This is a genomic window from Nocardioides sp. AN3 (genome assembly GCF_054653495.1).
The window spans coordinates 12,882-36,040 of record NZ_BAAIGC010000001.1 but is presented as its reverse complement, the minus strand read 5'-3'; the positions used below and the strand labels follow the sequence as shown (position 1 = coordinate 36,040).

Genomic DNA, 23,159 nt, shown 5'->3' with positions numbered 1-23,159 from the left:
GCCGGGCGGCCGGCTCCCCTGTCTCACGTCAGGTTCACTTGAAGTACTTGGGGGCGTTCTGGTCGAGCGCCTTGTCCATGGTGGAGACGAACTCGTCCGGTGTCACCTGCCCCTGCACCAGGAGCGTCAGCTGCTGCTGCAGTGTCGTGTTGGTGGTCGGGTCGAGCTGGGTGTCCCAGGGCATCGCCAGCCGCTTGCCCACCTTGTCAGCATCCGCGACCGCCTTGCTGTAGATCGGGGTCGCGTTGCTCGGGATGGTCGGAGCGGGGGTCGTCGTCGGGCCGAGCGCACCGGTCGCGGCGTACGCCGCCGGATACTTGCTGAGCGCGAACTTGAGGAAGTCGCGCACCAGCGGGTCGAAGGTCTTCGCGTTGACGGCCATGCCGATGCCCGAGGGGGCGACGTACTCGTTGGGATCGGTGACCGATCCGGAGACCGTCGGCAGCGTGAAGTAGTCGACGTCGTTGCGCACCGCCGGGTCGAGCGCATCGGTGGCGAGGCTGCCCAGCTCCCAGGAGCCGATGCCGTAGACGGCGGCCTTGCCCGAGGTGAACAGCGCCTGGGCGTCGGCGTAGCCGACAGAGGAGAAGCCGTCCTCGAAGCACTTGGACTTGCCGAGGTCGCTGAGCCAGGTCGCGGCCTTCTTGCCCGCGGGGTCGGCGAAGCTGGCGTCTCCGGTCTTGAGCTTCTTGATGTAGTCCGGGCCGGCGACGCGGAACGGCTGGTAGGCCATGTAGCGCTCGAGGGGCCACTGGTCCTGCCCGTCCAGGGCGATCGGGGTCACGCCGGACTTGCGCAGGGCGGTGCACATGGCCGGGAAGTCGTCCAGGGAGGTCGGCACGGAGACGCCTGCCTTCGCCAGGAGCGCCTTGTTGTACCAGAACACCTCGATGCCGTACTCGAACGGGACCATGGAGAGGCCGCCGTCGTCGAAGCGCTGATAGTCGAGCGCGGAGGGCCGGTAGTTGTCGTAGACGCCCAGGCTCTTGAGGAGCTTGTCCGCGTCGATCATGCGGCCTTGCTTGGCGAGCTTCTCCGCGAAGGGCGTGGCGTCGGTGTCGAAGAGCTCGGGCAGCTTGTTGGCCGCGGCCAGCGTCTCGTACTTCTGGATGTAGGAGGGCCGGTCGGGCGTCGTGATGAGGTTGAGCTTGAAGCCCGGGTGGTCCTTGGCGTAGTCGCCGGCGAGGCTCTCCATCGTCTTGATGACGGCGCCGTCGGCGGGCCGGGACAGCAGCCAGGAGATCTCATGCGGCTTTATCTGGCCCTTCGGGTTCACGTCGGTCGGGCTGGCGCCGGTGCCGCTGCCGCCGCCGCACGCGGTGGCCGTGAGGGCGACCGCGAGCGCAGCGGCGGCCGACCACAGTGTCTTCTTCATTTCGGTTGCCTCTCCTTTTGAGATGAATCGTCGCGCCCGAACGCGGCTCAGGTGGTGGTGCGCCGACTGACGGTGATGCTCTGGAACTTCCCTGCGCCCTCGCCGACGAAGATGCCGAGGCGGTCGTGGGTGTCGTCGTACAGGCGGGTGCTGAGACTGACCTGCCGGTCGAGGACGATGACGGCCAGGTTGCCGTCGAGGAGGACCTCGAGCACGTGCGACGTGGCCGTCAGATCAGCCGGCCGCTCGAGCTCGATGACATGCGGGACATCGCCCGAGATCTGCCACTGGGCCGGGCCGGTGCGCTGCCGGGGCCAGCGGTCGAAGACCATCCGTTGACGGCGGGGCTCGAGGCGTACGACGTACCCGTGGTCGCCGTCCTCGCTGGAGCGCAGCAGGAGGCCGCATTCGGTCGTCCCGGCCTCGAGCTCGATCTCCGCACGGATGTAGCACTGTGCCGGCAGCGGCTCGGTGCCGATGACGGCGCTGTAGCCGTCAGGCGCCTCGAGGCCGGTGGGGGCCAGCCCGACGTCCAGGCGCTCGTCGAAGGTGTCGATGACCTCCTGCGGCACGGAGAACGCGAGAGAGCCGTCCCACGCCGCGCGCGCCTCGAGCAGCGACATCGTGCCGGCCCACTGCCAGGCACCGTCGTCGACGTCGCCCTCGCGACTCGCGATCCAGCCGGCGAAGATGCGACGACCGCCGAGCTCCGCCGACTTGGCCGCGTAGAACGCGCGTCCGTCGATCGTGTCCCGGTCGGGCACCATCCAGGGGCCGTCCGGGCTGTGGGCGATGCGGTAGCGGGTGGTGAAGGACTCGGAGAACTCCGAGTAGACCAGATACCACCACTTCCCGATCGAGAAGACCTCGGGACACTCGTGGGTGACGTAGCGCCCGGGATCCCAGAACGGCTCGGCCGGCTCCCAGGTGACCAGGTCGCGGGAGGTCAGCTGAGCGATGACACCCCGACGGCGTTCCGGTCCGCTCCGGTGGCGGGCGGCCATCAGCATCCGCCAGACGCCGGTCGAGGGGTCGGCGAAGACGAACGGGTCACGCCAGTCGGCCGACTCGTAGCCCTCCGGCGCACCGAACGTGTGCTCCGGGTGCTTGTCCCAGGTGACCATGCCGTCTCTGCTCGTCGCGTGCGCGACGAGCTGCAGCGGGAGACCGTCCTCGCCGAGGCGCGCCGGATTCTGAGCGGTGTAGAACAGGTGATGGACGCCCTGCTCGTCCTCGATGATGCTGCCGGTGTAGGCGTTGAAGTCGGCCTCGGCCTCGGTGCCATGGAGCAATGCGATCCCACGGTCCTCGAAGGTGACCAGGTCTCGCGTCGAGACCAGCGCCCACGACGTGCCGGGCTTCGGCGTCTCACGGTGCTCGAGCAGGTAGTAGAGCAGGAGCTCGCCGTCCCGACTGAACGGGATGACGTCGCCCACCCACCCCTGGGCCGGCTGGAAGAACACGGAATCAGGCACCGAAGCTCCTTGCTCAAACGATTGATCAGGACAGTAGTGGCATGGGTCACACGTGGTCAAGCGTTTGACCAGTAAAGGTTCGGATCTGCGGTGTCACAGCGGTGTCGCGGCGGCGGCGACGACCACGACGCGATCCGCTCCTGCGCTGATCCGCGCCCGATCCGCGCCCGGTCCCCGCCTGATCCCCCCGTTAGGCGTAACGCAGTGTCCGCTGCGGCGTTGAGGGGACATCTGCGCGGACAACCGACGCTCCGCGCCCACCCCGGAGGATGACCGCATGCGGAAAGCCCGCACCACGCCGGCACTGGCCGCCATGACCGCCGCGGCCGCACTGGTCGCTCTCGGCCTCGCCCCGCACGCCTCGGCGGTCACGTCGAGCGTCACCGGGGCCGCTCCCGACACGAGCATCAGCGATGCCCGCGCCGGTGCGCTCGTGAAGCCGACCACGGCCCAGGCGGCGGCTGTCGCGGCGATCGTTGAGGCGAGTCCCGGGACCCGCGCCACCTGGGATGCGCGCTTCGGCACGCCCCGCACGCTCACCCCCGCCCTCGGCAAGACCCTCTCCGGTCCCGCCTCGGGCAGCGCCCTCGACATCGCGAAGGGCTGGCTGGAGGCACACAAGGATGCGCTCGGCCTGAGCAGCGCCGACATCGCCGCGCTTCGCCTGCGGCGCGACCACGTGCTGCCTGGCACCGACACCCATGTCGTGCAGTTCACCCAGACCTTCGGCGGCATCTCCGCCGTGCGCGGTGGCTCGCTCGGTGTCGTCGTCCAGAAGGACGGCTCCGTGCTCAGCTACACCGGCGAGACGGTGCGATCGACCGGGCTCGTCGGCTCCTTCACGCTCTCGCCCGCACAGGCGCTGGAAGGCGTCGCCGGCAGGCTGGGCGGCGCACTGAGCTTCGTCGCGTCCAAGACCGGCACGATCGCCGGCTACGACGTGTTCGCGAAGGGGCCGTTCGCGGGGTCGTCGTACGTCAAGAAGGCAGCCTTCCCCGCGTCGGACGGTGCCCGTGCGGCGTACTCGGTGCTGTTCGTCGAGCGGCTGGACGAGGCCTACCAGGTCGTCGTCGACGCGGAGACCGGCAAGCAGCTCTACAAGAGCAGCCTCGTCGACCACGAGGCCGGGGGCACCATCTACGACAACTACCCGGGCGCACCGGCGGGTGGTCAGCCTCGCCACGTGTCCTTCGGCGCCACCGCGGAGTCCCCCGGCGGGTACGTCGACCCGACCGGCCTCGTCGGCACTGGCGTCACCACCTTGGGCAACAACGCGAACGCGCACGCGAACTGGTCCAACTTCGAGGTGCCCGCGGACCAGGGTCCGCGTCCGATCAGCCCGACCGGCCAGTTCGACTACGTCTTCGCCGACCACTGGGGCCAGTCGAAGTGCGACCCGACCTCCTACCCGCAGGACCAGGAGGCAGCCAGCACCAATCTCTTCTACCAGCACAACCGGATCCACGACGAGTACTACAAGCTCGGCTTCACGGAGTCCGCCGGCAACTTCCAGCTCGCCGACGGCGCCGGGACCGGCGGCCAGGGCGGCGACGCGATCCAGGGCCTCGTGCAGGCCGGTGCGCTCTCGGGCGGCAGTCCGACGTACACGGGTCGTGACAACGCCTACATGCTCACCCTCCCCGACGGCATCCCGCCGTGGAGCGGCATGTTCTTGTGGGAGCCGATCGACGACGCCTTCGAGGGCCCCTGCGCCGACGGCGACCTGGACGCCGGCGTCATCCAGCACGAGTACTCGCACGGCCTCTCCAACCGCTACGTCGGCACCGAGGACGGCTCATTGGCCACCCACCAGTCCGGCTCGATGGGCGAGGGCTGGGGCGACTGGTACGCCCTCGACCACCTGACGCGCGAGGGCTACCAGACCGACTCGGTCCTCGGCGGCTACGTGACCGGCAACAAGTCACGCGGGATCAGGAACTGGGCCTACGACGCGAACCCCACCACCTTCGGCGACATCGGCTACGACCTGGTCGGTCCCGAGGTGCACGCCGACGGCGAGATCTGGACCGCGATGCTGTGGCAGATGAGCAAGGCGCTGCGCGCCAAGTACGGCATGCAGGAGGGCTCCGACATCGCCGAGCACCTCGTCACGGACGCGATGCCGCTCAGCCCGAACAACCCGTCCATGCTCGACGAGCGCACGGCGATCATGACCGCGCTCGACAACCGCTACCACGCCCGGGCCGACTTCGACGCGCTCGTCGACACCGTCTACTCCGTCTTCGCGCAGCGAGGCATGGGAGTCACCGCACATGACACCGTGTCGGACTCCGACCCGACCGGCGGCAACGACACCAACGGAGTCCCGGGCTTCGAGAACCGCAACCCGAGCCTCAACGGCACCATCAGTGGCACCGTGCTCAACGCCTCGACCGGCAAGCCCGTCGAGAATGCGCGCATCATGCTCGGCAGGTTCGAGGCGCGCGCCACGCCCGTCGTCACGACCGGCCCGAACGGCGCCTTCCGCATCACGGCCACCCAGGCCACCTACCCGATCACCGTCCAGGCACCTGGCTTCGGCTCACGCACCTTCGACGGCGTCACCGTCACGAAGGGACAGACCGTGACCAAGACCCTGTCCCTCGCCCCGAACCTGGCGTCCAAGACCTTCGGCGCCACGTCGGTGACCGGCGGCTCGACCGCGGCCATGGACGACACCGAGGCCTCCTCCTGGAAGACGCCGAAGGGCACCAGCACCGTGATCAGGCTGGCCAAGGAGGCCGTCGTCAGCTCGGTGCAGATCAGCGCCTACACCAACAGCAGGTTCGAGGGGCTGAAGAGCTTCACCCTGCAGACCAGCACCGACGGGGTGAACTGGAAGACCCAACCCGTCGGCGGCACGAATGCCTTCGGCTACCAGGCACCTCGTCCTGTGGCACCGGACCTGCACTACAAGACCTTCAAGCTCCCGACGCCCACCAAGGCGGCCTACATCCGGTTCTGGGCCGACGAGCCCCTGGGCAACACCAAGAGCAACGTCCAGGTCGGAGACATCCAGGTCTTCAGCAACACCGTGTCCGGCCTGACGCCGCCGCCCCCGCCGCCGCTCGACCCGCCGGTCACCGACACCTTCACCATCGCCGCAGGCAACCCGGCCAACGTCGTCTCCCCCGGCGTCGTGGGCACCGAGCTCGAGAACACCTGCACGGTGCCGCCGGCCAGCCAGGACTCGGACGGTCACGTCACCGTGCTGAAGGGTGAAGCCGGCGACGGCCAGCACGCCTTCGCGCTCACCTCCGGCCCGACCGCGATCGACGCCGACGTCTACCTGTACGACGCCGACTGCGTGCAGCTTGCGTCGTACGCCACCGGGTCCGCCAACGAGGCCGGCACGATCCCCTCGGGGACCGCCTACATCCTGACCTCGCTGTACGCCGGTGCGGCCGCCGCGGAGACCTTGACCATCACTGACACCAAGTAGCCAGGCGCTCTCTGCCGCGAAGGCCCCGACCGCCGGTCGGGGCCTTCGTCCGTCCTCCCGGAGCTCGGCGTCCGCAAGGCGATAGTGGACAACTTGATCGGTCATGCCTCGCGCTCAGTCGGCTTTCCTGAGTCAGGCACGACCTCCAGAGACTCAATCAGCCTGATGGCGAGGCGTAGTCGAGGCCGCGGCAGCGCCAGCGCGAGCCGAAGGAACGGCGAGGTGGCATTCCGGCTCATCCGCATCGCCGATCTCGTTGTGGCCGATCTCGAACGTCACTGTGCACCACGGCCTACCGCGGTAGTCGAGCTTCACGTCGAACGGCTGCATGACATATGCCGTTGGGACGCCAATCGGCCGGGGTGCAGCCCTCTCGATAAGCCTGCCGGTGAAGCCCGTTCAACCAACAGCCAGCGAATCCGCGAAGTCGCTACGGAACCCAGCCAACGGCTGCACGCGAGCAGCGTCGAGATCCTGGGTGAACCGAGTGCCGCGACCGTATCGAAGCGCCATCGCGCTGCCGCCCTTGACGGCTCCCTCGGGAACATCTGACCGACCACGACGAGCGACATGCCGACGCGTCGCCGAATGGCGAGTTCCTCTGTGCCCTCGAGGTTGCGGATGCGCTGCTCCAACGACCGGACGCTGTTCGGCACATCGGCGTAGCTCACGATCGAATTTCCTTCCTGACCCGCTGCCACTCTTTGGTGGTCATCAGGCCTTCCCTTCGCGCTTCCTCGGCAGCATCCAGCAGACGGCTCCGCTCGATGCGCCCGCGGCACTCGAGGATCGCGTCCGCAAGGCGTTGCGACTCGAGACCTCCGTACTGCGTCGTCACGACATCGCCCCTCACCAGTGTTAGCTCGATGAACGGCGGCAGCTTCGGCCGGGTGCGCTTTCGGACCGCGACCCTGATCCGTCGAGGGTTCACATCGGCGAGCCCCAACAAGGCGAGCACCGAGTCTCCATGGAGGTAGGACCCCTCACCGGCACGTAGCAGCGCCTCGGCGAACTGATCGAACGCGCTGGCAGGCGCATCCGGCACCCGATAGATCCCGTAGGCTACGTTCTCCAGACCGCCGCGAGCGGCGAGCTTGGGTAGCTCAACGGCCGGGACTCCTGCATCGGCCGCCGTCTTCCCCGGATCCCGGGTCGTCGGCGCGTTACCACAGTTGCACAGCGAACGTCTCGCGTTCGCCCAGGTCGGTGCGTTCGAGTGCGGTGTCCCCATCGATGGTGACGACCGTGCGGCAGCCGATCTCGTCGAAGGCATCGTCGACTTGCTGCGGGGACTGGAGGGCGTCTACTCCGGCGGTCGCGACTCCGCATACGCAGTGGAGGTCCTCGCCGCCATCGTCAACGAAGTGGCTCGCTCGAAGCAGTCCCCCGTGGGTATTCGACTTAACGAGGGTGGCGACATCAAGGTCCTGTGGAGAACAGAGGTCACGCGACGGAGCGCGGCCACCACCTGGTCAGCTGATGAGGAGCTTGTCCGCGTAGTGGAGCCGGTCGGCCTCGCCGATGCCGGCGTCGGTCACGATGCCTCGGACGTCGTCAGCGGACGCCACACGCGCCAGGGCTCGCTGGCCGAACTTGCTGCTGTCCACCACGACCAAGGTGTTCTCGGCCGCCGCGATCATGGCGCGCTTGATAGGCACTTCAAGAGTGTTGGTGTTGGTGATGCCGGCCGTCCGGTCCACGGCATCGGCACCCAGGAAGGTCCAGTCCGCACTGAGGTCGTCGAAGAAGCTCAGGGCCCGGTCCCCCACAAGGGTGAACACCGAGCCGAGCAACTCTCCGCCGGTCACGAGCAGGCGTGCCTCCGAATCGGTCGCGACGAGCTTGGCGATGCGTAGGTCGTTGGTGATGACGGTGATCCGCTGGCCCCGTAGCGCGAGTGCGATCTGATAGGTCGTCGAGCCGCTGTCGAGGATGACGACGTCGCCAACGCGCACGAACGAGGCCGCCAGCTTCGCGATCTCGGTCTTCTCCTCGACGCGCTGGGTGATCTTGCGGGCGTAGGGGATGTCCTGGGAGCCATCGGCGACCAAGCGCGCACCGCCGTGGGTGCGTTGCAGCTGCCCCGCCTTGGCGAGTGAGTCCAGGTCCCGTCGGATCGTCGAGGGGTTGACGCCGAGGGAGGTCGCCAGCTCGTGAGCCCCGACGTACCCGTCAGCGGTGACCCGTTCCAAGATCTCGCGCCGTCGCGCGCTGGCGGTCGGCAACCTCGTCCCTTCCAAAACTTTCCCCGTGCACGTCTTCGCCCACCATAGCGCGCTCACACCTCGGTCACCTCCATCCTGGATGGACTTGCGCGAGATCACCCCTTTACGAGGCCGTGGACGCATGTTAGCGTGCGTCATGTTGCACGAAAACGCGCAGAGGTGAGTAATGAGCAATGCAAAGCTGGCCCCCGGCCACGCCCCGTCGGCAGACTTGCTGACGCCCTTGGACTGGTCGCTGGCCTTCGAGCTCGTGCGCGTGACCCAAGGCGCAGCCGCCGCCGCGTCGAGCTGGGTAGGTCGCGGCAGCAAGAACGACGCCGATGCGGCCGCGGTGACCACCATGCGTCGGCTGCTCCGAAGCGTTCCGGTCAACGGCACGGTCGTGATCGGAGAAGGGGAGAAGGACGACGCTCCGATGCTGTTCAACGGCGAACAGGTCGGACAGCTGTCGGCGACGACCTCTTGCGACGTGGCTGTTGATCCGATCGATGGCACGCGGCTGACGGCCAACGGGCTCGGCGGAGCACTGTCGGTGCTGGCGGTGGCCGAGCCGGGCGCGATGTACGACCCTTCGGCAGTCTTCTACATGGACAAGCTGGTTACCGACGCAGACGCGGCGTCCTACGTGGACCTCACGCGTCCGGTGAGCGACAACGTGCGGGCAGTGGCTCGCGCGAAGGGGCGCTCAGCTCCCGAAATCACGGTTGCCGTCCTGGATCGTCCCCGGCACGAGGACCTCGTGGCGGAGCTGCGCGCCACGGGCGCGCGTGTGGCGCTCCTGAGCGACGGTGACGTTGCGGGGGCGATCGCAGCAGCGACTCCAGGGTCACCGATCGACCTGCTCGTGGGAGCGGGCGGCACTCCAGAAGGTGTTCTGGCAGCATGCGCGATCCGGACCCTAGGCGGGGTCATCCAGGGCCGGTTGCGGCCACGCGACAACACCGAACGCCGGAAGGCTCTGGAGGCGGGCCACGACCTCGACCTCGTCCTGAGCACCGAGGACCTCGTGTCTGGCCGCGACGTCATCTTCGTCGCAACCGGCGTGACCGACGGCGACCTGCTGCGCGGCCCTCGCTCGTCGCTCTCCCACGTCACCACCCACTCGGTCGTGATGCAGTCACGGGATCGCACCATCGACTTCGTCGAGTCCACGGCGCCCCTTGAGGTCTTCTCCCGCTGCACCGAACAGCCGGTCGGAGAGGACTGAGGCATGCACGGGCACGAGGCCCTGACGGCGGAATCCGCGGACGAGGGGATTCCGCTCTGCCTGCAAGTGGATTTCGACGACAACTGACAACGCGGGCGACGCCCGTTCACATCGAGGACACATGACATCAATCGGCATCATCGGCCTGGGTCGCATGGGCGCGAACATGGCGCAGCGCATCCGCAAGGCGGGACATCACGTCGTCGGCTTCGACCCGGCGTCCGAGGTGAGCGACGTCGCCTCCTTGAAGGAGCTCGTCCTTGCCTTGCCGCGCCCCCGCCTGGTCTGGGTCATGGTCCCTGCCGGCCAGCCCACGCACAGCACCATCGAAGCCTTGGCGGAGAACCTGTCCGCAGGTGACCTGGTCGTCGACGGTGGAAATTCCCGTTACACCGACGACGAGAGGCACGCTGAGGTCCTTGGAGCGAACGGGATCGGATTCGTCGACTGCGGCGTCAGTGGCGGAGTATGGGGCCTCACCGAGGGTTACGCACTCATGTGCGGCGGCGCCGCCGAGCACATGGCCGTGGTCGAGCCGATCTTCGATGCCCTCACGCCCGATGAGGGCGGTGGCTTCGTCCACGCGGGTCCGGTGGGCGCCGGCCACTTCGCCAAGATGGTTCACAACGGCATCGAGTACGGCATGATGCAGTCCTTGGCCGAAGGGTGGGAGCTCCTCGAGCGGGCGCCCCTGGTGACGGACGTGCGCGATGTGTTCAAGTCCTGGAAGCACGGCACGGTCATCCGGTCCTGGCTTCTCGACCTGGCCGTACGCGCTCTCGAGGACGACGAACACCTCGACGCGACACGGGGATACGCTGACGACTCGGGTGAAGGGCGCTGGACGATCGAGGCTGCGCTCGACCACGCGGTCCCGCTGCCGGCAATCACTTCCGCCATGTACGCGCGTTTCGCCTCGCGTCAGGACGACAGCCCTGCCATGAAGATGGTCGCTGCGCTGCGCCAGCAATTCGGCGGCCACGCCACGAGCACGACCGCCTGAGCCTGGGACGCACCATGCAATCGAAAGAGCCAACCATCATGTCCGCTTCATCCGACGATCGCCTTGCAGCCGTCTCCGCCGCGGGGGTGTCCATCTGGCTCGACGACCTGTCCCGCGAGCGGCTTCGTAGTGGGAGCCTCGCCGAGCTGGTCCGCTCGCACCACGTCGTGGGCGTCACGACCAACCCGGCCATCTTCCGCGGCGCACTATCCAATAGTGCGGCCTACGCCGACCACCTGCGCGAGCTGGCGAGCATGAAGGCGACTCCGGAGGAAGCGGTCCGCGCACTCACGACATACGACGTGCGCTGGGCGTGCGACGTGCTGCGCCCAGTGTTCGACGCGACCGACGGCCGCGACGGGTACGTCTCGATCGAGGTCGATCCGCGCAGTGCACACGAGACGGAGGCAACCGTCGCCGAAGCCAAAGCCTTGCGATGGCTGGTGGATCGACCCAACGTCCTCATCAAGATCCCCGCCACCGACGCCGGCCTCAGAGCGATCGCCGACGTCCTGGCCGAAGGCATCAGTGTCAACGTGACCCTCATCTTCTCACTCACTCGCTACCGCGAGGTCATCGACGCGTTCCTCACCGGGCTCGAACGAGCACAGGCCAACGGACATGACCTTGCCCAGATCGCTTCCGTGGCATCCTTCTTCGTCTCGCGTCTCGACTCCGACATCGATGCTCGGCTGGAGCAGCTGGGGCGTAGCGGCCTGGGCGGAAAAGCGGGCCTGGCGAACGCGCGTCTGGCCTACGAGTGCTTCCTCTCGATGCTCGGGTCGCAGCGCTGGGCCGCGCTCGAGGCGCTGGGCGCCCGACCGCAACGGCCGCTGTGGGCGTCGACCGGGGTCAAGAACCCCGCATACGACGACACGATGTACGTCGTCGGGCTGGCTGCGGAGGGCTGCGTGAACACGATGCCTGAGGCGACGCTCCTGGCCGTTGCCGACCACGGGCAGGTCGAGCGGGACACGATCACCGACGAGCTCGAAGCATCAGCTCGGGTGCTGACTGACCTCGCTGCAGCGGGCATCGACTACGCCACCGTCGTCGCTGGACTCGAAGATGCTGCAGTTCGCCTGTTCGAGGAGGCGTGGACCGCACTCCTGGGCAGCGTGTCCGAGCAGCTCCGCACGGGCGTCATACAGGCGACACCGTGACCTACCCCGATAGCCGCTCGCTGGTGGAGCTGCCCGAGTGGGACAGCGTGGCACGCCACGGTGATCGCCTGGCCGCTTCCACGCTTCGCGACCTGTTCTCCGCCGACCCGAGCCGCTCGACGACGATGTCGGCCGAGGTCGATGGCCTGCTCCTCGACTACTCCAAGAACGTGCTCGACGCGCCCGCGACGACCGCGCTGATCGACCTGGCCCGGGCACGCGACGTCGAGGGGGCCATTGCCTCGATGTTCCGAGGCGATCCGATCAACGTGACCGAGGCACGGTCGGTGCTCCACGTTGCCCTGAGAGCACCCGCCGGCACCTCGATCGAGGTGGACGGCGACGACGTCGTGCCCAAGGTCCACGAGGTTCTCGAGCGCGCGAGCATCTTCGCCGAGCAGGTCCGCACCGGCCAGTGGCGTGGTCACGACGGTCGCAGGATCCGCAACGTCGTCAACATCGGGATTGGCGGGTCGGACCTCGGGCCCGCCATGTCCTACCAGGCGTTGCGAGCGTTTCGCCACGATGACCTCGAGGTTCGCTTCGTCTCGAACGTCGACGGCGCCGACATCGCGCGCTCGATCGCCGACCTCGACCAGGCGGAGACCCTGTACATCGTGGTCTCCAAGACGTTCACGACCTCCGAGACGCTGACCAATGCCCGCACCGCTCGAGGCGCCCTCATCGACGCGCTGGGCTCGGAGGAGGCCGTCGCCCAGCACTTCGTAGCCGTGACCACCGCTATCGACAAGGCGTCCGCATTCGGGATCACCGCGCAGAACACATACGGCTTCTCGGACTGGGTCGGCGGCCGGTACTCCCTGGGTTCTCCTGTCGGCATGTCACTGATGCTCGCCATCGGCCCCGAGCACTTTCGTGACATGCTCGACGGGTTCGCATCCGTGGACAAGCACTTCCGGACCGCACCGTTGGCCGAGAACTTGCCGGTGTTGCTGGCACTCATCGGGATCTGGCACGTCAACGTGCGGGGCGCCGACACCCACGCCGTCCTCCCCTACAGCCAGGATCTGGCTCGATTCCCCGCTTACCTCCAGCAACTCGACATGGAGAGCAACGGCAAGGGCGTCGACCTCGCCGGCCGGCCTCTGACGGTGGCTTCTGGTCCCATTGTGTGGGGTGAACCAGGGACGAACGGGCAGCACGCGTTCTACCAGCTGCTGCACCAAGGCACCCGGCTCGTTCCGTGTGACCTCATCGGCTGCCTGTCGCCGACGGACGGTGACCCGGGACACCATCTGCTCCTGATGGCCAACATGTTCGCCCAGGCCGAGGCGCTCGCTTTCGGGCGCGAACTGGAGGAGGTGCTTGCCGACGGTGTCACCCCCGCCCTGGCCCCCCACCGGACGTTCCCGGGGAACAGACCGACCAACACGATCCTCGTGCCGGCGCTCACCCCGTTCACGCTCGGCCAGCTCATCGCCCTCTACGAGCACAAGGTGTTCGTCCAGGGCGTCATCTGGGGCGTGAACTCCTTCGACCAGTGGGGCGTCGAGTTGGGAAAGACGCTGGCTTCGCGCATCGCCGGCGAGATCGCATCGGAGTCCGACCCGTCCCTCGACCACGACGGGTCGACCAACGCACACATCCGCCGAGCTCGCGAGACCCTCGGCCCGACTCGACAGGGAGTCCGATGACCACCACTTCGAGCTCAGCTCTCTCGATGTCCTGGGGTGCCCTGGACACGAGGGCTGTCGACGTCAGTAGGGCGCTGGCGATGGATGCCGTGGAGGCAGCAGGATCTGGGCATCCTGGGACGGCGATGAGCCTGGCGCCGGCTGCCTACCTGCTGTACTCGCGCGTCATGCGGCACGACCCCACCGACCCCCACTGGATCGGACGCGACCGGTTCGTCCTGTCGTGCGGTCACTCGAGTCTGACGCTCTACACCCAGCTCTTCCTCGCCGGTTATGGCCTCACCGTGAACGACCTGAGACAGCTTCGCCAGTGGGGCTCGCTCACAGCTGCACATCCCGAGCACGGCCACACGCCGGGCGTCGAGACGACGACAGGGCCGCTAGGCCAGGGCATCGCGAACGCCGTCGGCATGTCCATGGCTGCTCGACGCATGCGCGGGCTGCTCGACCCGGACGCGCCCGCGGGCGAAAGTCCCTTCGACCACAGGATCTGGGTGATCGCCTCCGATGGCGACCTGCAGGAGGGCGTCAGCGCGGAGGCATCGTCGCTGGCAGGCCACCAGCAGCTCGGCAACCTCACCGTCATCTGGGATGACAACCGGATCTCGATCGAGGGCGACACGTGCGCCGCCATCAGCGAGGACGTCGAGGCGCGGTACGCCGCCTACGGGTGGCACGTGCAGCGGGTGGACGACGCGGAGGACATCGAGGTTCTCGAACGGGCGCTGAGGGCCGCGGGCGAGGAGACAACCAGGCCGTCCTTCATCCGGATGCGATCGGTCATCGCCTTCCCGGCGCCCCGCGCGCGCAACACCGCCGCGGCTCACGGCGCCGCGCTCGGGGCTCACGAGGTGGCTGCCACGAAGGAGCTGATGGGCATGGACCCGGCCGTCGACTTCGAGGTTCCGGATGATGTCCTGGCGCACACGCGCAAGGCCGTCGAGCGCGGGCAGCTGGCCAGGGAGCTGTGGTCGATCGGCTTCGAGGCCTGGGCGGCCGCACACCCCGAGCGCAAGGCCCTGCTGGACCGCCTCGAGCGTCGTGAGCTACCCGTCGGATGGGAGGAGCAACTCCCCAGCTTCACCCCCGACGCTAAGGGCCAGGCGACCCGACAGGCATCGGGCGCCGTCCTCAACGCCCTGGCCGGCTCCATCCCGGAGCTGTGGGGCGGCTCCGCCGACCTGGCTGGTAGCACCAACACGACCATGAAAGGCGAGAGCTCCTTCCTGCCCGCCGGCACTGGCTATCCCAGCGCCGATCCGTACGGACGGACCCTTCACTTCGGCATCCGCGAGCACGCGATGGGCGCGGTCATGAACGGCATCGCCCTCCACAGCGGTTCCCGCGTGTACGGCGGCACGTTCCTGGTGTTCAGCGACTACATGAGGCCGGCGGTCCGACTCGCCGCGCTGATGGGCCTACCGGTCACCTACGTGTGGACCCATGACTCCATCGGCCTCGGTGAGGACGGCCCCACGCACCAGCCGATCGAGCACCTGGCGTCACTGCGGCTGATCCCCGGGCTCGACATCGTCCGGCCCGCCGACGCCAACGAGACGGTCGTCGCGTGGCGCACCATCCTCAAGAGGAACGACCGACCAGCGGGCCTATGCCTGACCCGGCAAGCAGTGCCCACGTTGTGCCGCCAGACGCTCGCCAGCGCCGACGGAGTCGAGCGGGGCGCCTACGTCCTCGCGGAAGCGTCGGGCGGTGCCCCACGGACCATCCTGCTGGCCACCGGGTCGGAGGTACACATCGCGCTGCGCGCCTGGCAGGCGCTGGAGGGCCGCGGCGTCTCGACGAGACTCGTATCGATGCCGTGCGTCGAATGGTTCCGCGAGCAGGACCAGGCCTACCGGGATGCGGTGCTGCCCCCCGAGGTCACCGCGAGAGTCTCGGTCGAGGCGGGCGTCGGTGCGACCTGGCACGAATGGGTGGGTCAGGGTGGTGCGACCGTCTCGCTCGAGCACTTCGGCGCGAGCGCTCCGCACGAGGTCCTGTATGAGAGGTTCGGACTGACCGCCGAGCGAGTCGTCGAAGTGGCACTCGAGCTACTCGCCGCGCAAGACCCGCGAGAAGGGTCGTAATGCGTCACGCCAAGATGCCCGCGAAACCTGGACCATCCCTCCGTCGGGAATGCCCACGAAAGTGGTGTGCCAGCCGGCTGTCTTGATCCGGATGCCGTCGCGGTGCTGGGTCGTTGACCGGTCGCCAGAGCCTGCTCAGCACGGCGCGCTCCACCTTGTGTCGTAGCGGTAGTAGAAGGCGTATTTCGGACCAGGTGAGTCCGACGATCTCGAACGGCACTTCCCCGGTGGGTGGGTGCGTTCGGTCCAGCGGATGTGCACGCAGGCCCGGTTCACCCCCCGGGTGAACTCGCCCTCATCGCCGGCTTGACCGCATCAACCGCCTTGACCGGCTTGAGGTACGGTGCGCGCCTCGCGGGCACTTCTTGTGACTCGCTCGGAGGGTCGACACAGACCCACGAGACGGTGATACGCTACTGTATCTCAACAAGGTTATCGGAATGAAGCGGTCGCGAGCGTCTCTGGCACCTTCGCATGGCAGTTTCAGATTCCCCGACGGTGGCGGTGAAGACAATGGCATTGAAGATCGGTTACAAGGCGTCAGCGGAGCAGTTCGCGCCTCGCGAGCTGGTGGAGTACGCGGTGCTCGCCGAGGAGGTCGGCCTCGACAGCGTGATGGTCAGTGACCACTACCAGCCGTGGCGCCACGCAGCTGGCCACGCGCCGTACGCGCCCGCGTGGCTGGCCGCGGTCGGCGAGCGGACCTCCCGCGTCATCCTGGGCACCAGCGTGCTCACCGCAACCTTCCGCTACAACCCGGCAGTTGTCGCGCAGACGTTCGGCACGCTTGGCTGCCTGTACCCGGGCCGGGTCATCCTCGGGATCGGCAGCGGGGAGGCCCTGAACGAGGTCGCCGTAGCAAGGATCGACTGGCCGGACTTCAAGGAGCGCTTCGCGCGGCTTCGCGAAGCCGTCCGTCTCATGCGCACGCTGTGGACGGAGGAGCGGGTCACTTTCGACGGCGAGTATTACCAGACCACGGATGCCACGGTTTACGACCGCCCGGAAGGTGGAGTGCCGATCTACATCGCCGCTGGTGGGCCGGTGATGGCCAAGTACGTGGGTCGCGCGGGCAATGGCTTCATCTGCACGAGCGGCAAGGGCATGGAGCTCTACACGAACATGCTGCTGCCAGCAGTCGCCGAGGGCGCTGAGCTGGCGGGCCGTGACGCCGGCGACATCGACCGAATGATCGAGATCAAGCTGTCATTCGATCCCGACCCGCAGCAGGCGCTGGAGAACACGCGCTTCTGGGCCCCACTGTCACTGACGCCCGAGCAGAAGGCGGGGATCGAAGACCCTATAGAGATGGAGAAGGCTGCCGATGCGCTGCCTCTCGAGCAGGTCGCCCGCCGGTGGATCGTCAGCTCGAACCCGGACGAGGTCGTCGCCCAGGTGAAGGCCTACGTGGACGCCGGATTCGACCATCTCGTCTTTCACGGACCCGGCCACGACCAGGAGCGGTTCCTGCGCAACTTCTCCGAACAGGTGCTGCCGGGTCTGCGGGCATTGGAGGGATAGCGGATGGAGACCGCAGCGACGTCCTGCTCCGGCAGCTCACCGCAACCCGACATCGTTGTCGCCGACAGCATGCGCGGTACTTGCGATCTGGCCGCTGCTGAAATTCTACGGGACCTCGCGGACGCACAGGCGCGCAATGGTTCCGCATCCCTGGTGCTCACCGGCGGCCGCACCGGCACGGCGGTTCTCGAGCGCATGCGCGTCCAGGGCGCGAACAGTTCGGTTCGCTGGTCTCGCGTCGACTTCTACTGGGGCGATGATCGGTTCGTCCCCGCAGAGCACTCGGACCGCAACGAGTTGCAGGCAAGGCGCGCTCTGCTGGACCACCTGCCCGTCGATCCCTCCCGGATCCATCCCATGCCGGCCTCCGACGGTGTCCGCGGTGCCGACCTAGACGCGGCGACGGCCATCTACCGGACTCTCATCGAACGTGAGGGCACGCGCGGTTTCGACGTGTGCATGCTCGGTGTCGGCGAGGACGGTCATGTCGCCTCGCTCTTCCCGGGAGCACCCGGCGCGGCTGAGCGCGAGGATCCCGTGGTCCCTGTGCACAGAAGCCCGAAGCCGCCGCCCCAGCGCATCTCTTTGACATTGCCGGCGATCCGCCGGTGCGGCGCGGTCTACCTCCTCGCTTCCGGGGCTGGGAAGGCCGCCGCTGTACGCGCTGCGCTCCGGGACTCCACCGCCGAGCCGTTGCCCGCGGCCCAGGCGAAAGGAGCGGGGCGCACCGCTTGGTTTCTCGACTCCGAGGCAGCTGGCGACCTATGAACGGCTGGGCGATCGTCGTGCCGGTCAAACAGTGGTCGACGGCGAAGAGCCGCGTCACCGGCCTGACCGAGCAAGAGCGGTACGAACTGGCGATCGGGTTGGCCACCGACACCGTGGGAGCCATCTGCTCGACGCCGGAAGTGGCAGCGTGCCTCGTCGTCGGACCTCCCGACAACCTGCGCGACCTCAGCCCATGTGTCGACTCGCCGCTGGTCCACGAGGTGGAGGAGCAGCCAGATGCACGCCACGATCCGCTGAACACCGCACTGGGCCAAGGCCGCGATGCCGCGCTGTCGGAGGGCTTTCGACAGGTCGCGATGATCGTGGCCGATCTGCCCGGCCTGACCTCACCGGGACTGAGCGCATTCCTGCGCTTGGTTCCACCGACGCGTCCCGCCCTGGTCTGCGACCAGGCAGGCACCGGCACCACGCTCCTCGCCGGACGACGCGGTGAGCGACTGCGCCCCGCCTTCGGGACGCACTCGGCGGCGCGACACCGGTCCGACGGTGCACTCGACGTGACGCCGCGGTGCGACCCTTCGCTGCGGCTGGACGTCGACACCTGGGCAGATCTCACGGCGGCAGGCTGCTTCGCCGGTCCCGCCCTACGACGTTGGCTGAGTCGTGCGGCGGTCGGCCTCGCCGATCAGCCCAGGGGCGACAGTGCTCCGCCGTCGAAGAAGCTTCCGGCACTGTAGACGATCGGCGCAAGCCCGACGCCGTGGCGTGCACGACTTGGCAGATGAACACGGTGTGGGTGCTCGCCTGTAGCCGCTCGCGGATCTCGGCCTCCACCTGCGCGCTACTGCCCGCCAGCATGGGGCTTCCGAACGGACCCGGCTCCCAGGCCAAGCCGGCGAACTTGTCCGACGCCTTGCCAGCGAAGCGGCTCACCACGTCCAGCTGGTCGGTGGACAGAATGTTGATCGCCAGGTGTTCGGTGGCATAGAGGCAGTCGTGGGTCGATGACGTGCGCTGGACGCAGATCATCACCATCGGTGGGGTCAACGAGGCGTCGGGTTCTCCGTGACGTGGGAGTACTACGCTGCGCTCGATGTGATCAACCGCCTGCTGCACGGCGACAAGCCGTTCGGCGGCGCGTTCCCGTCCGGCTGCGGGATCCAGTTGTTCACCAAGTCCCGCAACCTGCCGCCACAGGGCAAGCCCTTCGAGCCTTCGGCCGACTTCGAGGCCGCGTACCGCAAGGCCTGGGGCGTCTCGTTACCGGGGCCGAACAGCGCGGGTCGGCTTGAGCTTGCACTGAATGCACAAGGAGGGTGTCCCCCGTTGAGATGTGATCAACGGTGGGGCACCCTCCCGCCTTCTCGGAGCGTTCACAGCGTTCGAGAGGACGCCGTTACACCGTACGACTCATGCGACATCACCGGAACATCACTGAGTTACCGCACCCGAACACGTCAGCGACGGCCCACGAGAACGAGGGCCGTCGAGGTATCCGTCGCGCTGCTCGACCAGCCAACGTCAGGTCGCTGCTGCCACGGTCTTGGTCTGGGTGTAGACGTCGATCGCAGCAGCGCCGTACTCGCGCCCCCACCCGGACTGCTTGTAGCCGCCGAAAGGCAGAGCCGGATCGAAGACGTTGTAGCAGTTGACCCACACGGTGCCGGCCCGGAGATCGCGTGACAGCTGTTGCGCTACCTTCAGGCTCCCCGTCCAGACGCCTGCCGCTAGGCCGTAGGGCGTGTCGTTCGCGCGGCCAAGCACCTCGTCCACGGTGTCGAACGGAGTTACGGACACCACCGGCCCGAAGACCTCCTCGCGATCCACCGCCATGCTCGGCGAGGTGCCGGTCAGCACCGTCGGCTCGAAGAAGTAGCCTGAGCCGCGGATCGGACCTCCCCCGCACACGGTCGTCGCGCCCTCGCGCGAACCCGACTCGACGTAGCGCGAGACGCGTTCGCGCTGGTCGGACGACACCAGCGGCCCGACGGCCGTCGTGGGGTCCAGGGGCGCGCCGATCGCGAGCGCCCGCGCCGCGGTGCACAGCTCTGTCAGGAAGCGGTCCAGGGCACGACGCTCCACGAACATACGAGAAGGTGCTGTGCAGAACTGCCCGCTCAGGAGGAAGGCGTTGCTCGCCGCCGACTGGGCAGCGGCCTCGACGTCTGCGTCGGCGCACACGATGAACGGTGACTTGCCGCCGAGCTCGAGGGACACCGGCGTGAGACCCGCTGCGGCCGCGGCGACGATGTGCTTGCCGGTGGTGGTGGAGCCGGTGAAGGCCACCTTGTCGACTCTGGGGTCCTGCACGAGCGCGGCACCTGCCACCGGCCCCAGGCCCGGAATCACGTTGATGACGCCCGCCGGCAGGTCGGTCTCGCGGAGGAGCTCGGCGAGGCGAAGTGCACTCAGGGGGGTTTGTTCAGCGGGCTTGAGCACCACGGTGTTGCCAGTGGCGAGGGCGAAGACCACCTTCTCGATCGCCGTTGAAACGGGCGCGTTCCAGGGTACGACTTGGGCTACCACTCCTACCGGCTCGCGGAGCATCTTCGCTTCGAACTGGTCTCCCCTGAGATTGGCAGGCGTAAGTGTCGTCCCTTCGACGCGGGCGGGCACACCCGCCGCGTACTCCATCGTCTCGACCGCGCTGGCGACCAGCGCACGGGAGACTGAGATCGGGATCCCCGCGTCCAAGGAGTCGAGCTGGGCAAGCTGCTCGGCGTGGCGGTCGACGACCTCGGCCGCAGCGAGGATCAGTCGGCTGCGAGCCGAGCTCGGCAACCACCGGAAGGGCCCAGCGTCGAATGCGGTGCGCGCGCTGGTGACCGCGCGAGCGACATGGTCCGCTCCCGCCTGGGCCACCTCGGCGATCTGCTCCCCGGTCGAGGGATCCTCGACCGTCAGAGTCGTCGGACTGTCGACGGCCTCGCCGCCGATTAGCATCGGGCGACGCCTGGCAAGCCACGTTGTGACCGACGGGTCGACCGCAACCGTCGGCACGTCGGCGTCGCTGATCATGTCCATTCTCACGCTTCCCACTCTCATCCCTCCGCTGGCGGGATGTTGTGACTGCCCGCGAAGACGTTGTCCGGGTCCCACTGGCGCTTCAGGTCACGCAGCCGCTGGAACCTCTTGCCGTACATCCGTCCGACCGCCTCGATGCTCGCAGTCGCAGCCACGGCATTCGGGTGCTGTCGATCGTCGGTCGGACCGATCCGGCGAACGTTCGAGATGGTCTCAGCCACCCACTGAACATGGACGGCGTCCTCGGAATCCTGCTCCCAGAAGCATCCAGGACTGACACTCCAGATCGGCCCGTCGGACGTCTCCTGCCGCGCGCTGGGAAGGCTGGGCGCACGACCGAGCGCACCGCGGTAGGGGATGACCTCGATGAAGCGCGCTCCCCCGCCCGCCGGTCGGCGGACGTCGGCGATGAGCTCGTCGACGAGCTCATCACCGAAAGCGCTCACGGACTGCTCGTCCATCGTCCCTCGGGTCGGCCCGTAGACGTCGTCGAAGAGGAAGTGCAGATCTCGGAAGGGAATCGCGCTCACGTTGTCCCGGTCCGGAGCTCCGAACGATCGCAGACGTTCGAGATCCGCGCGAGCCTGCTCCGCTGGCCCGCTGTGGCAGACGTAGAGCGTCAAGCCTCCCGGGTCGTCAGAGGACGTCGAGCTCAGGACGCCGATCAGGCTGAGCTCGTCCGGTCCCCACTCCCATGCCGAGCGAAGTGCTTCGATTCCGCCGCCGATGGTGTCGAAGGACCAGCTCATCGAGCCGCCATGGACGAATGGCGGCACCTCGTGCAGCCGAACCTCCAGTGCCGTCACCACGCCGAAATTGCCCGTCGAGCCGCGCACAGCCCAGAACAGGTCCGAGTTGCAGGAGGGGGAGGCGGTGACGACCTCGCCGGCCGCGGTCACGAGCTCGACACTCAGGATGTTGTCGCTCGCGAATCCCACACGGGGCGCGAGGTGACCGATCCCGCCGCCCAACATCATCCCGGCGCCCACACCTGACAGCAGGCCGGTGACAGCACCAAGCCCGTGCACAGCCGCCTCGATCTGTAGGTCGCCACCGCGGACACCCCCCTGGATCCTCGCGACGCGCTGATCCGGGAGGACTTGGACACCTCGCATCAGTGACAGGTCGATGACGATGCCGTTGCCGGCGGTCAGACCCCCGAAGGTGTAGCCGGTGCAACGTACGTTGATCTCGAGACCGCGCTCTCGCGCGACCGCGATCGCGGCGACGACGTCCGCGACCCCGGCGCAGCGAGCGATGACCGCGGGCCAAGGGTCGGCTCTCCTGTTGAAGACCAGGCGAGCGCTTTCGTACTCCGGATGGCCGGGTTCCACCCAACGGCCACGGAAGTGGGTGGGTCTGCTCGAGCTCATGGCGTTCATACCATCGGCTCCACTGATGTGAGGTCATGAGACCGGACCAAGGCTTGGAGCAGCTCGACCAGCGCTCGCCCCGACACCGGCATGCCGAAGACAACGGCGTCCGCGTCGTCGATCGCGGACAGCGCCTCAGGGGTGTCGCCGCGGTAGTCCTCGGTTCGGTTGCGGTCAGCCACGTGGACGCTCCGGTCGGCGAACGTGAGGAGGCCGGTGGGAACGGCCGGCTCGCCGGCGGCGCCTTCAAGCACCGACTCGACGAGGGTTCGCGTCCGGGAAGCCGCGGACCGGCTGGCGCCGAGTCCGGGGACATGCACGCGACGGGTCACTTCGTCGCCTCGACCATCTGCGCGCCGTCGAACAGGCCTGGTGACAGGTACACGAGCGGCGGGACGACGGCGGCCTCCGCGGCCAGCACGCCGCCGGTGAAGATGGTATGCGTGACCGCGTCGGTCCTCGACCTGATCTCTACCTCTAGCCACGCGGAGACGCCCTCGATGACGGGCGAGCCGTGAGGTCCAGGCCTCCAGTCGCAGCTCGTGAACTTGTCGCCTCCTGATGTGGCGAAACGTCGCGCGATCCGAGCCTGCCCGTGGGAGAGGATGTTCACCGCCGCGTGACGTGACACATGGAGGCGGTCATGCGTGCGTGCCGCCTTCGCGACACAGAAGAGGATCACGGCGGGGTCGAGGGACACGCTGGTCAGCGCATTGACGGCGAGGCCGCACGGCATTCCGTCGACCATCGCCGTGACGACTGCGACCCCCGTGGGGAAGTTCGCATGAACACGTCGGACGCGCTCGCTCAGTGCTGGGCCGTCGACGGTGTGCAGAGCAGTCGTCACAGCTACTAGATTGCTCCCCCGAGCAGCCTCCGC

The 23,159-nt window shown here is 67.9% G+C and carries 17 protein-coding genes and 1 pseudogene; 9 read left to right on the top strand and 9 right to left on the bottom strand.

What is annotated here, in order from left to right:
* Window positions 1-34: 34 nt before the first annotated feature.
* Together ACYQ1K_RS00145 and ACYQ1K_RS00140 are read right to left on the bottom strand one after the other, a co-directional pair.
* On the bottom strand, window positions 35-1,375 hold the full coding sequence (locus ACYQ1K_RS00145) for an ABC transporter substrate-binding protein (protein ID WP_459980342.1): 1,341 nt from the start codon (window positions 1,373-1,375) through the stop codon (window positions 35-37).
* 47 nt (window positions 1,376-1,422) lie between these two features.
* A complete protein-coding gene (locus tag ACYQ1K_RS00140; protein WP_459980341.1) occupies window positions 1,423-2,850 on the bottom strand; it encodes a glycoside hydrolase family protein in 1,428 nt (475 codons plus the stop codon).
* Between the two features lie 277 nt (window positions 2,851-3,127).
* Between ACYQ1K_RS00140 and ACYQ1K_RS00135 the strand changes: the two genes are divergently transcribed.
* Window positions 3,128-6,292, top strand: a complete 3,165-nt coding sequence (locus ACYQ1K_RS00135; protein ID WP_459980340.1) for a M36 family metallopeptidase — start codon at window positions 3,128-3,130, stop codon at window positions 6,290-6,292.
* 667 nt (window positions 6,293-6,959) lie between these two features.
* Here ACYQ1K_RS00135 and ACYQ1K_RS00130 read toward each other — a convergent pair.
* Both ACYQ1K_RS00130 and ACYQ1K_RS00120 read right to left on the bottom strand, forming a co-directional pair.
* The gene (locus ACYQ1K_RS00130; RefSeq protein WP_459980339.1) at window positions 6,960-7,523 is read right to left on the bottom strand and encodes a hypothetical protein; all 564 of its coding nucleotides are present in this window, start codon (window positions 7,521-7,523) and stop codon (window positions 6,960-6,962) included.
* Window positions 7,524-7,764: 241 nt separating this feature from the next.
* The gene (locus tag ACYQ1K_RS00120) at window positions 7,765-8,517 is read right to left on the bottom strand and encodes a DeoR/GlpR family DNA-binding transcription regulator (protein WP_459980337.1); all 753 of its coding nucleotides are present in this window, start codon (window positions 8,515-8,517) and stop codon (window positions 7,765-7,767) included.
* 166 nt (window positions 8,518-8,683) lie between these two features.
* Here ACYQ1K_RS00120 and glpX point away from each other — a divergent pair, with 166 nt between their 5' ends.
* From glpX to cofC, 8 genes are all read left to right on the top strand, one after another.
* The gene (glpX, locus tag ACYQ1K_RS00115; RefSeq protein ID WP_459980336.1) at window positions 8,684-9,724 is read left to right on the top strand and encodes a class II fructose-bisphosphatase; all 1,041 of its coding nucleotides are present in this window, start codon (window positions 8,684-8,686) and stop codon (window positions 9,722-9,724) included.
* A gap of 70 nt (window positions 9,725-9,794) precedes the next feature.
* Window positions 9,795-10,727, top strand: coding sequence for a phosphogluconate dehydrogenase (NAD(+)-dependent, decarboxylating) (gene gnd, locus ACYQ1K_RS00110; protein WP_459981156.1), 933 nt, complete (start codon window positions 9,795-9,797; stop codon window positions 10,725-10,727).
* 38 nt (window positions 10,728-10,765) lie between these two features.
* Window positions 10,766-11,890, top strand: a complete 1,125-nt coding sequence (tal, locus tag ACYQ1K_RS00105; protein WP_459980335.1) for a transaldolase — start codon at window positions 10,766-10,768, stop codon at window positions 11,888-11,890.
* Window positions 11,887-13,545 (top strand): glucose-6-phosphate isomerase, encoded by a 1,659-nt coding sequence (gene pgi / locus ACYQ1K_RS00100; protein WP_459980333.1) that lies wholly within the window; start codon window positions 11,887-11,889, stop codon window positions 13,543-13,545. The genes tal and pgi overlap by 4 nt, the downstream gene beginning before the upstream one ends.
* On the top strand, window positions 13,542-15,632 hold the full coding sequence (gene tkt, locus ACYQ1K_RS00095; RefSeq protein ID WP_459980332.1) for a transketolase: 2,091 nt from the start codon (window positions 13,542-13,544) through the stop codon (window positions 15,630-15,632). Before pgi ends, tkt begins: the two co-directional genes overlap by 4 nt.
* A gap of 513 nt (window positions 15,633-16,145) precedes the next feature.
* Complete coding sequence (gene fgd, locus ACYQ1K_RS00090; RefSeq protein WP_459980331.1) at window positions 16,146-17,153, top strand: glucose-6-phosphate dehydrogenase (coenzyme-F420); 1,008 nt, start codon at window positions 16,146-16,148, stop codon at window positions 17,151-17,153.
* A 3-nt stretch (window positions 17,154-17,156) separates the two neighbouring features.
* A complete protein-coding gene (gene pgl, locus ACYQ1K_RS00085) occupies window positions 17,157-17,921 on the top strand; it encodes a 6-phosphogluconolactonase (protein ID WP_459980330.1) in 765 nt (254 codons plus the stop codon).
* Complete coding sequence (cofC, locus tag ACYQ1K_RS00080; protein ID WP_459980329.1) at window positions 17,918-18,619, top strand: 2-phospho-L-lactate guanylyltransferase; 702 nt, start codon at window positions 17,918-17,920, stop codon at window positions 18,617-18,619. The genes pgl and cofC overlap by 4 nt, the downstream gene beginning before the upstream one ends.
* Window positions 18,620-18,653: 34 nt before the next feature.
* Here cofC and ACYQ1K_RS00075 read toward each other — a convergent pair.
* The 5 genes and pseudogenes from ACYQ1K_RS00075 to ACYQ1K_RS00055 form a co-directional block, all read right to left on the bottom strand.
* Window positions 18,654-18,998 (bottom strand): annotated as a pseudogene (locus tag ACYQ1K_RS00075) (flavin reductase family protein); the annotation flags it as partial.
* Between the two features lie 405 nt (window positions 18,999-19,403).
* On the bottom strand, window positions 19,404-20,906 hold the full coding sequence (locus ACYQ1K_RS00070; protein ID WP_459981155.1) for an aldehyde dehydrogenase family protein: 1,503 nt from the start codon (window positions 20,904-20,906) through the stop codon (window positions 19,404-19,406).
* Between the two features lie 17 nt (window positions 20,907-20,923).
* A complete protein-coding gene (locus ACYQ1K_RS00065; RefSeq protein ID WP_459980328.1) occupies window positions 20,924-22,279 on the bottom strand; it encodes an FAD-binding oxidoreductase in 1,356 nt (451 codons plus the stop codon).
* A gap of 5 nt (window positions 22,280-22,284) precedes the next feature.
* A complete protein-coding gene (locus tag ACYQ1K_RS00060; protein WP_459980327.1) occupies window positions 22,285-22,611 on the bottom strand; it encodes a flavodoxin family protein in 327 nt (108 codons plus the stop codon).
* Complete coding sequence (locus tag ACYQ1K_RS00055; protein ID WP_459980326.1) at window positions 22,608-23,126, bottom strand: flavin reductase family protein; 519 nt, start codon at window positions 23,124-23,126, stop codon at window positions 22,608-22,610. The genes ACYQ1K_RS00060 and ACYQ1K_RS00055 overlap by 4 nt, the downstream gene beginning before the upstream one ends.
* Window positions 23,127-23,159 lie beyond the last annotated feature (33 nt).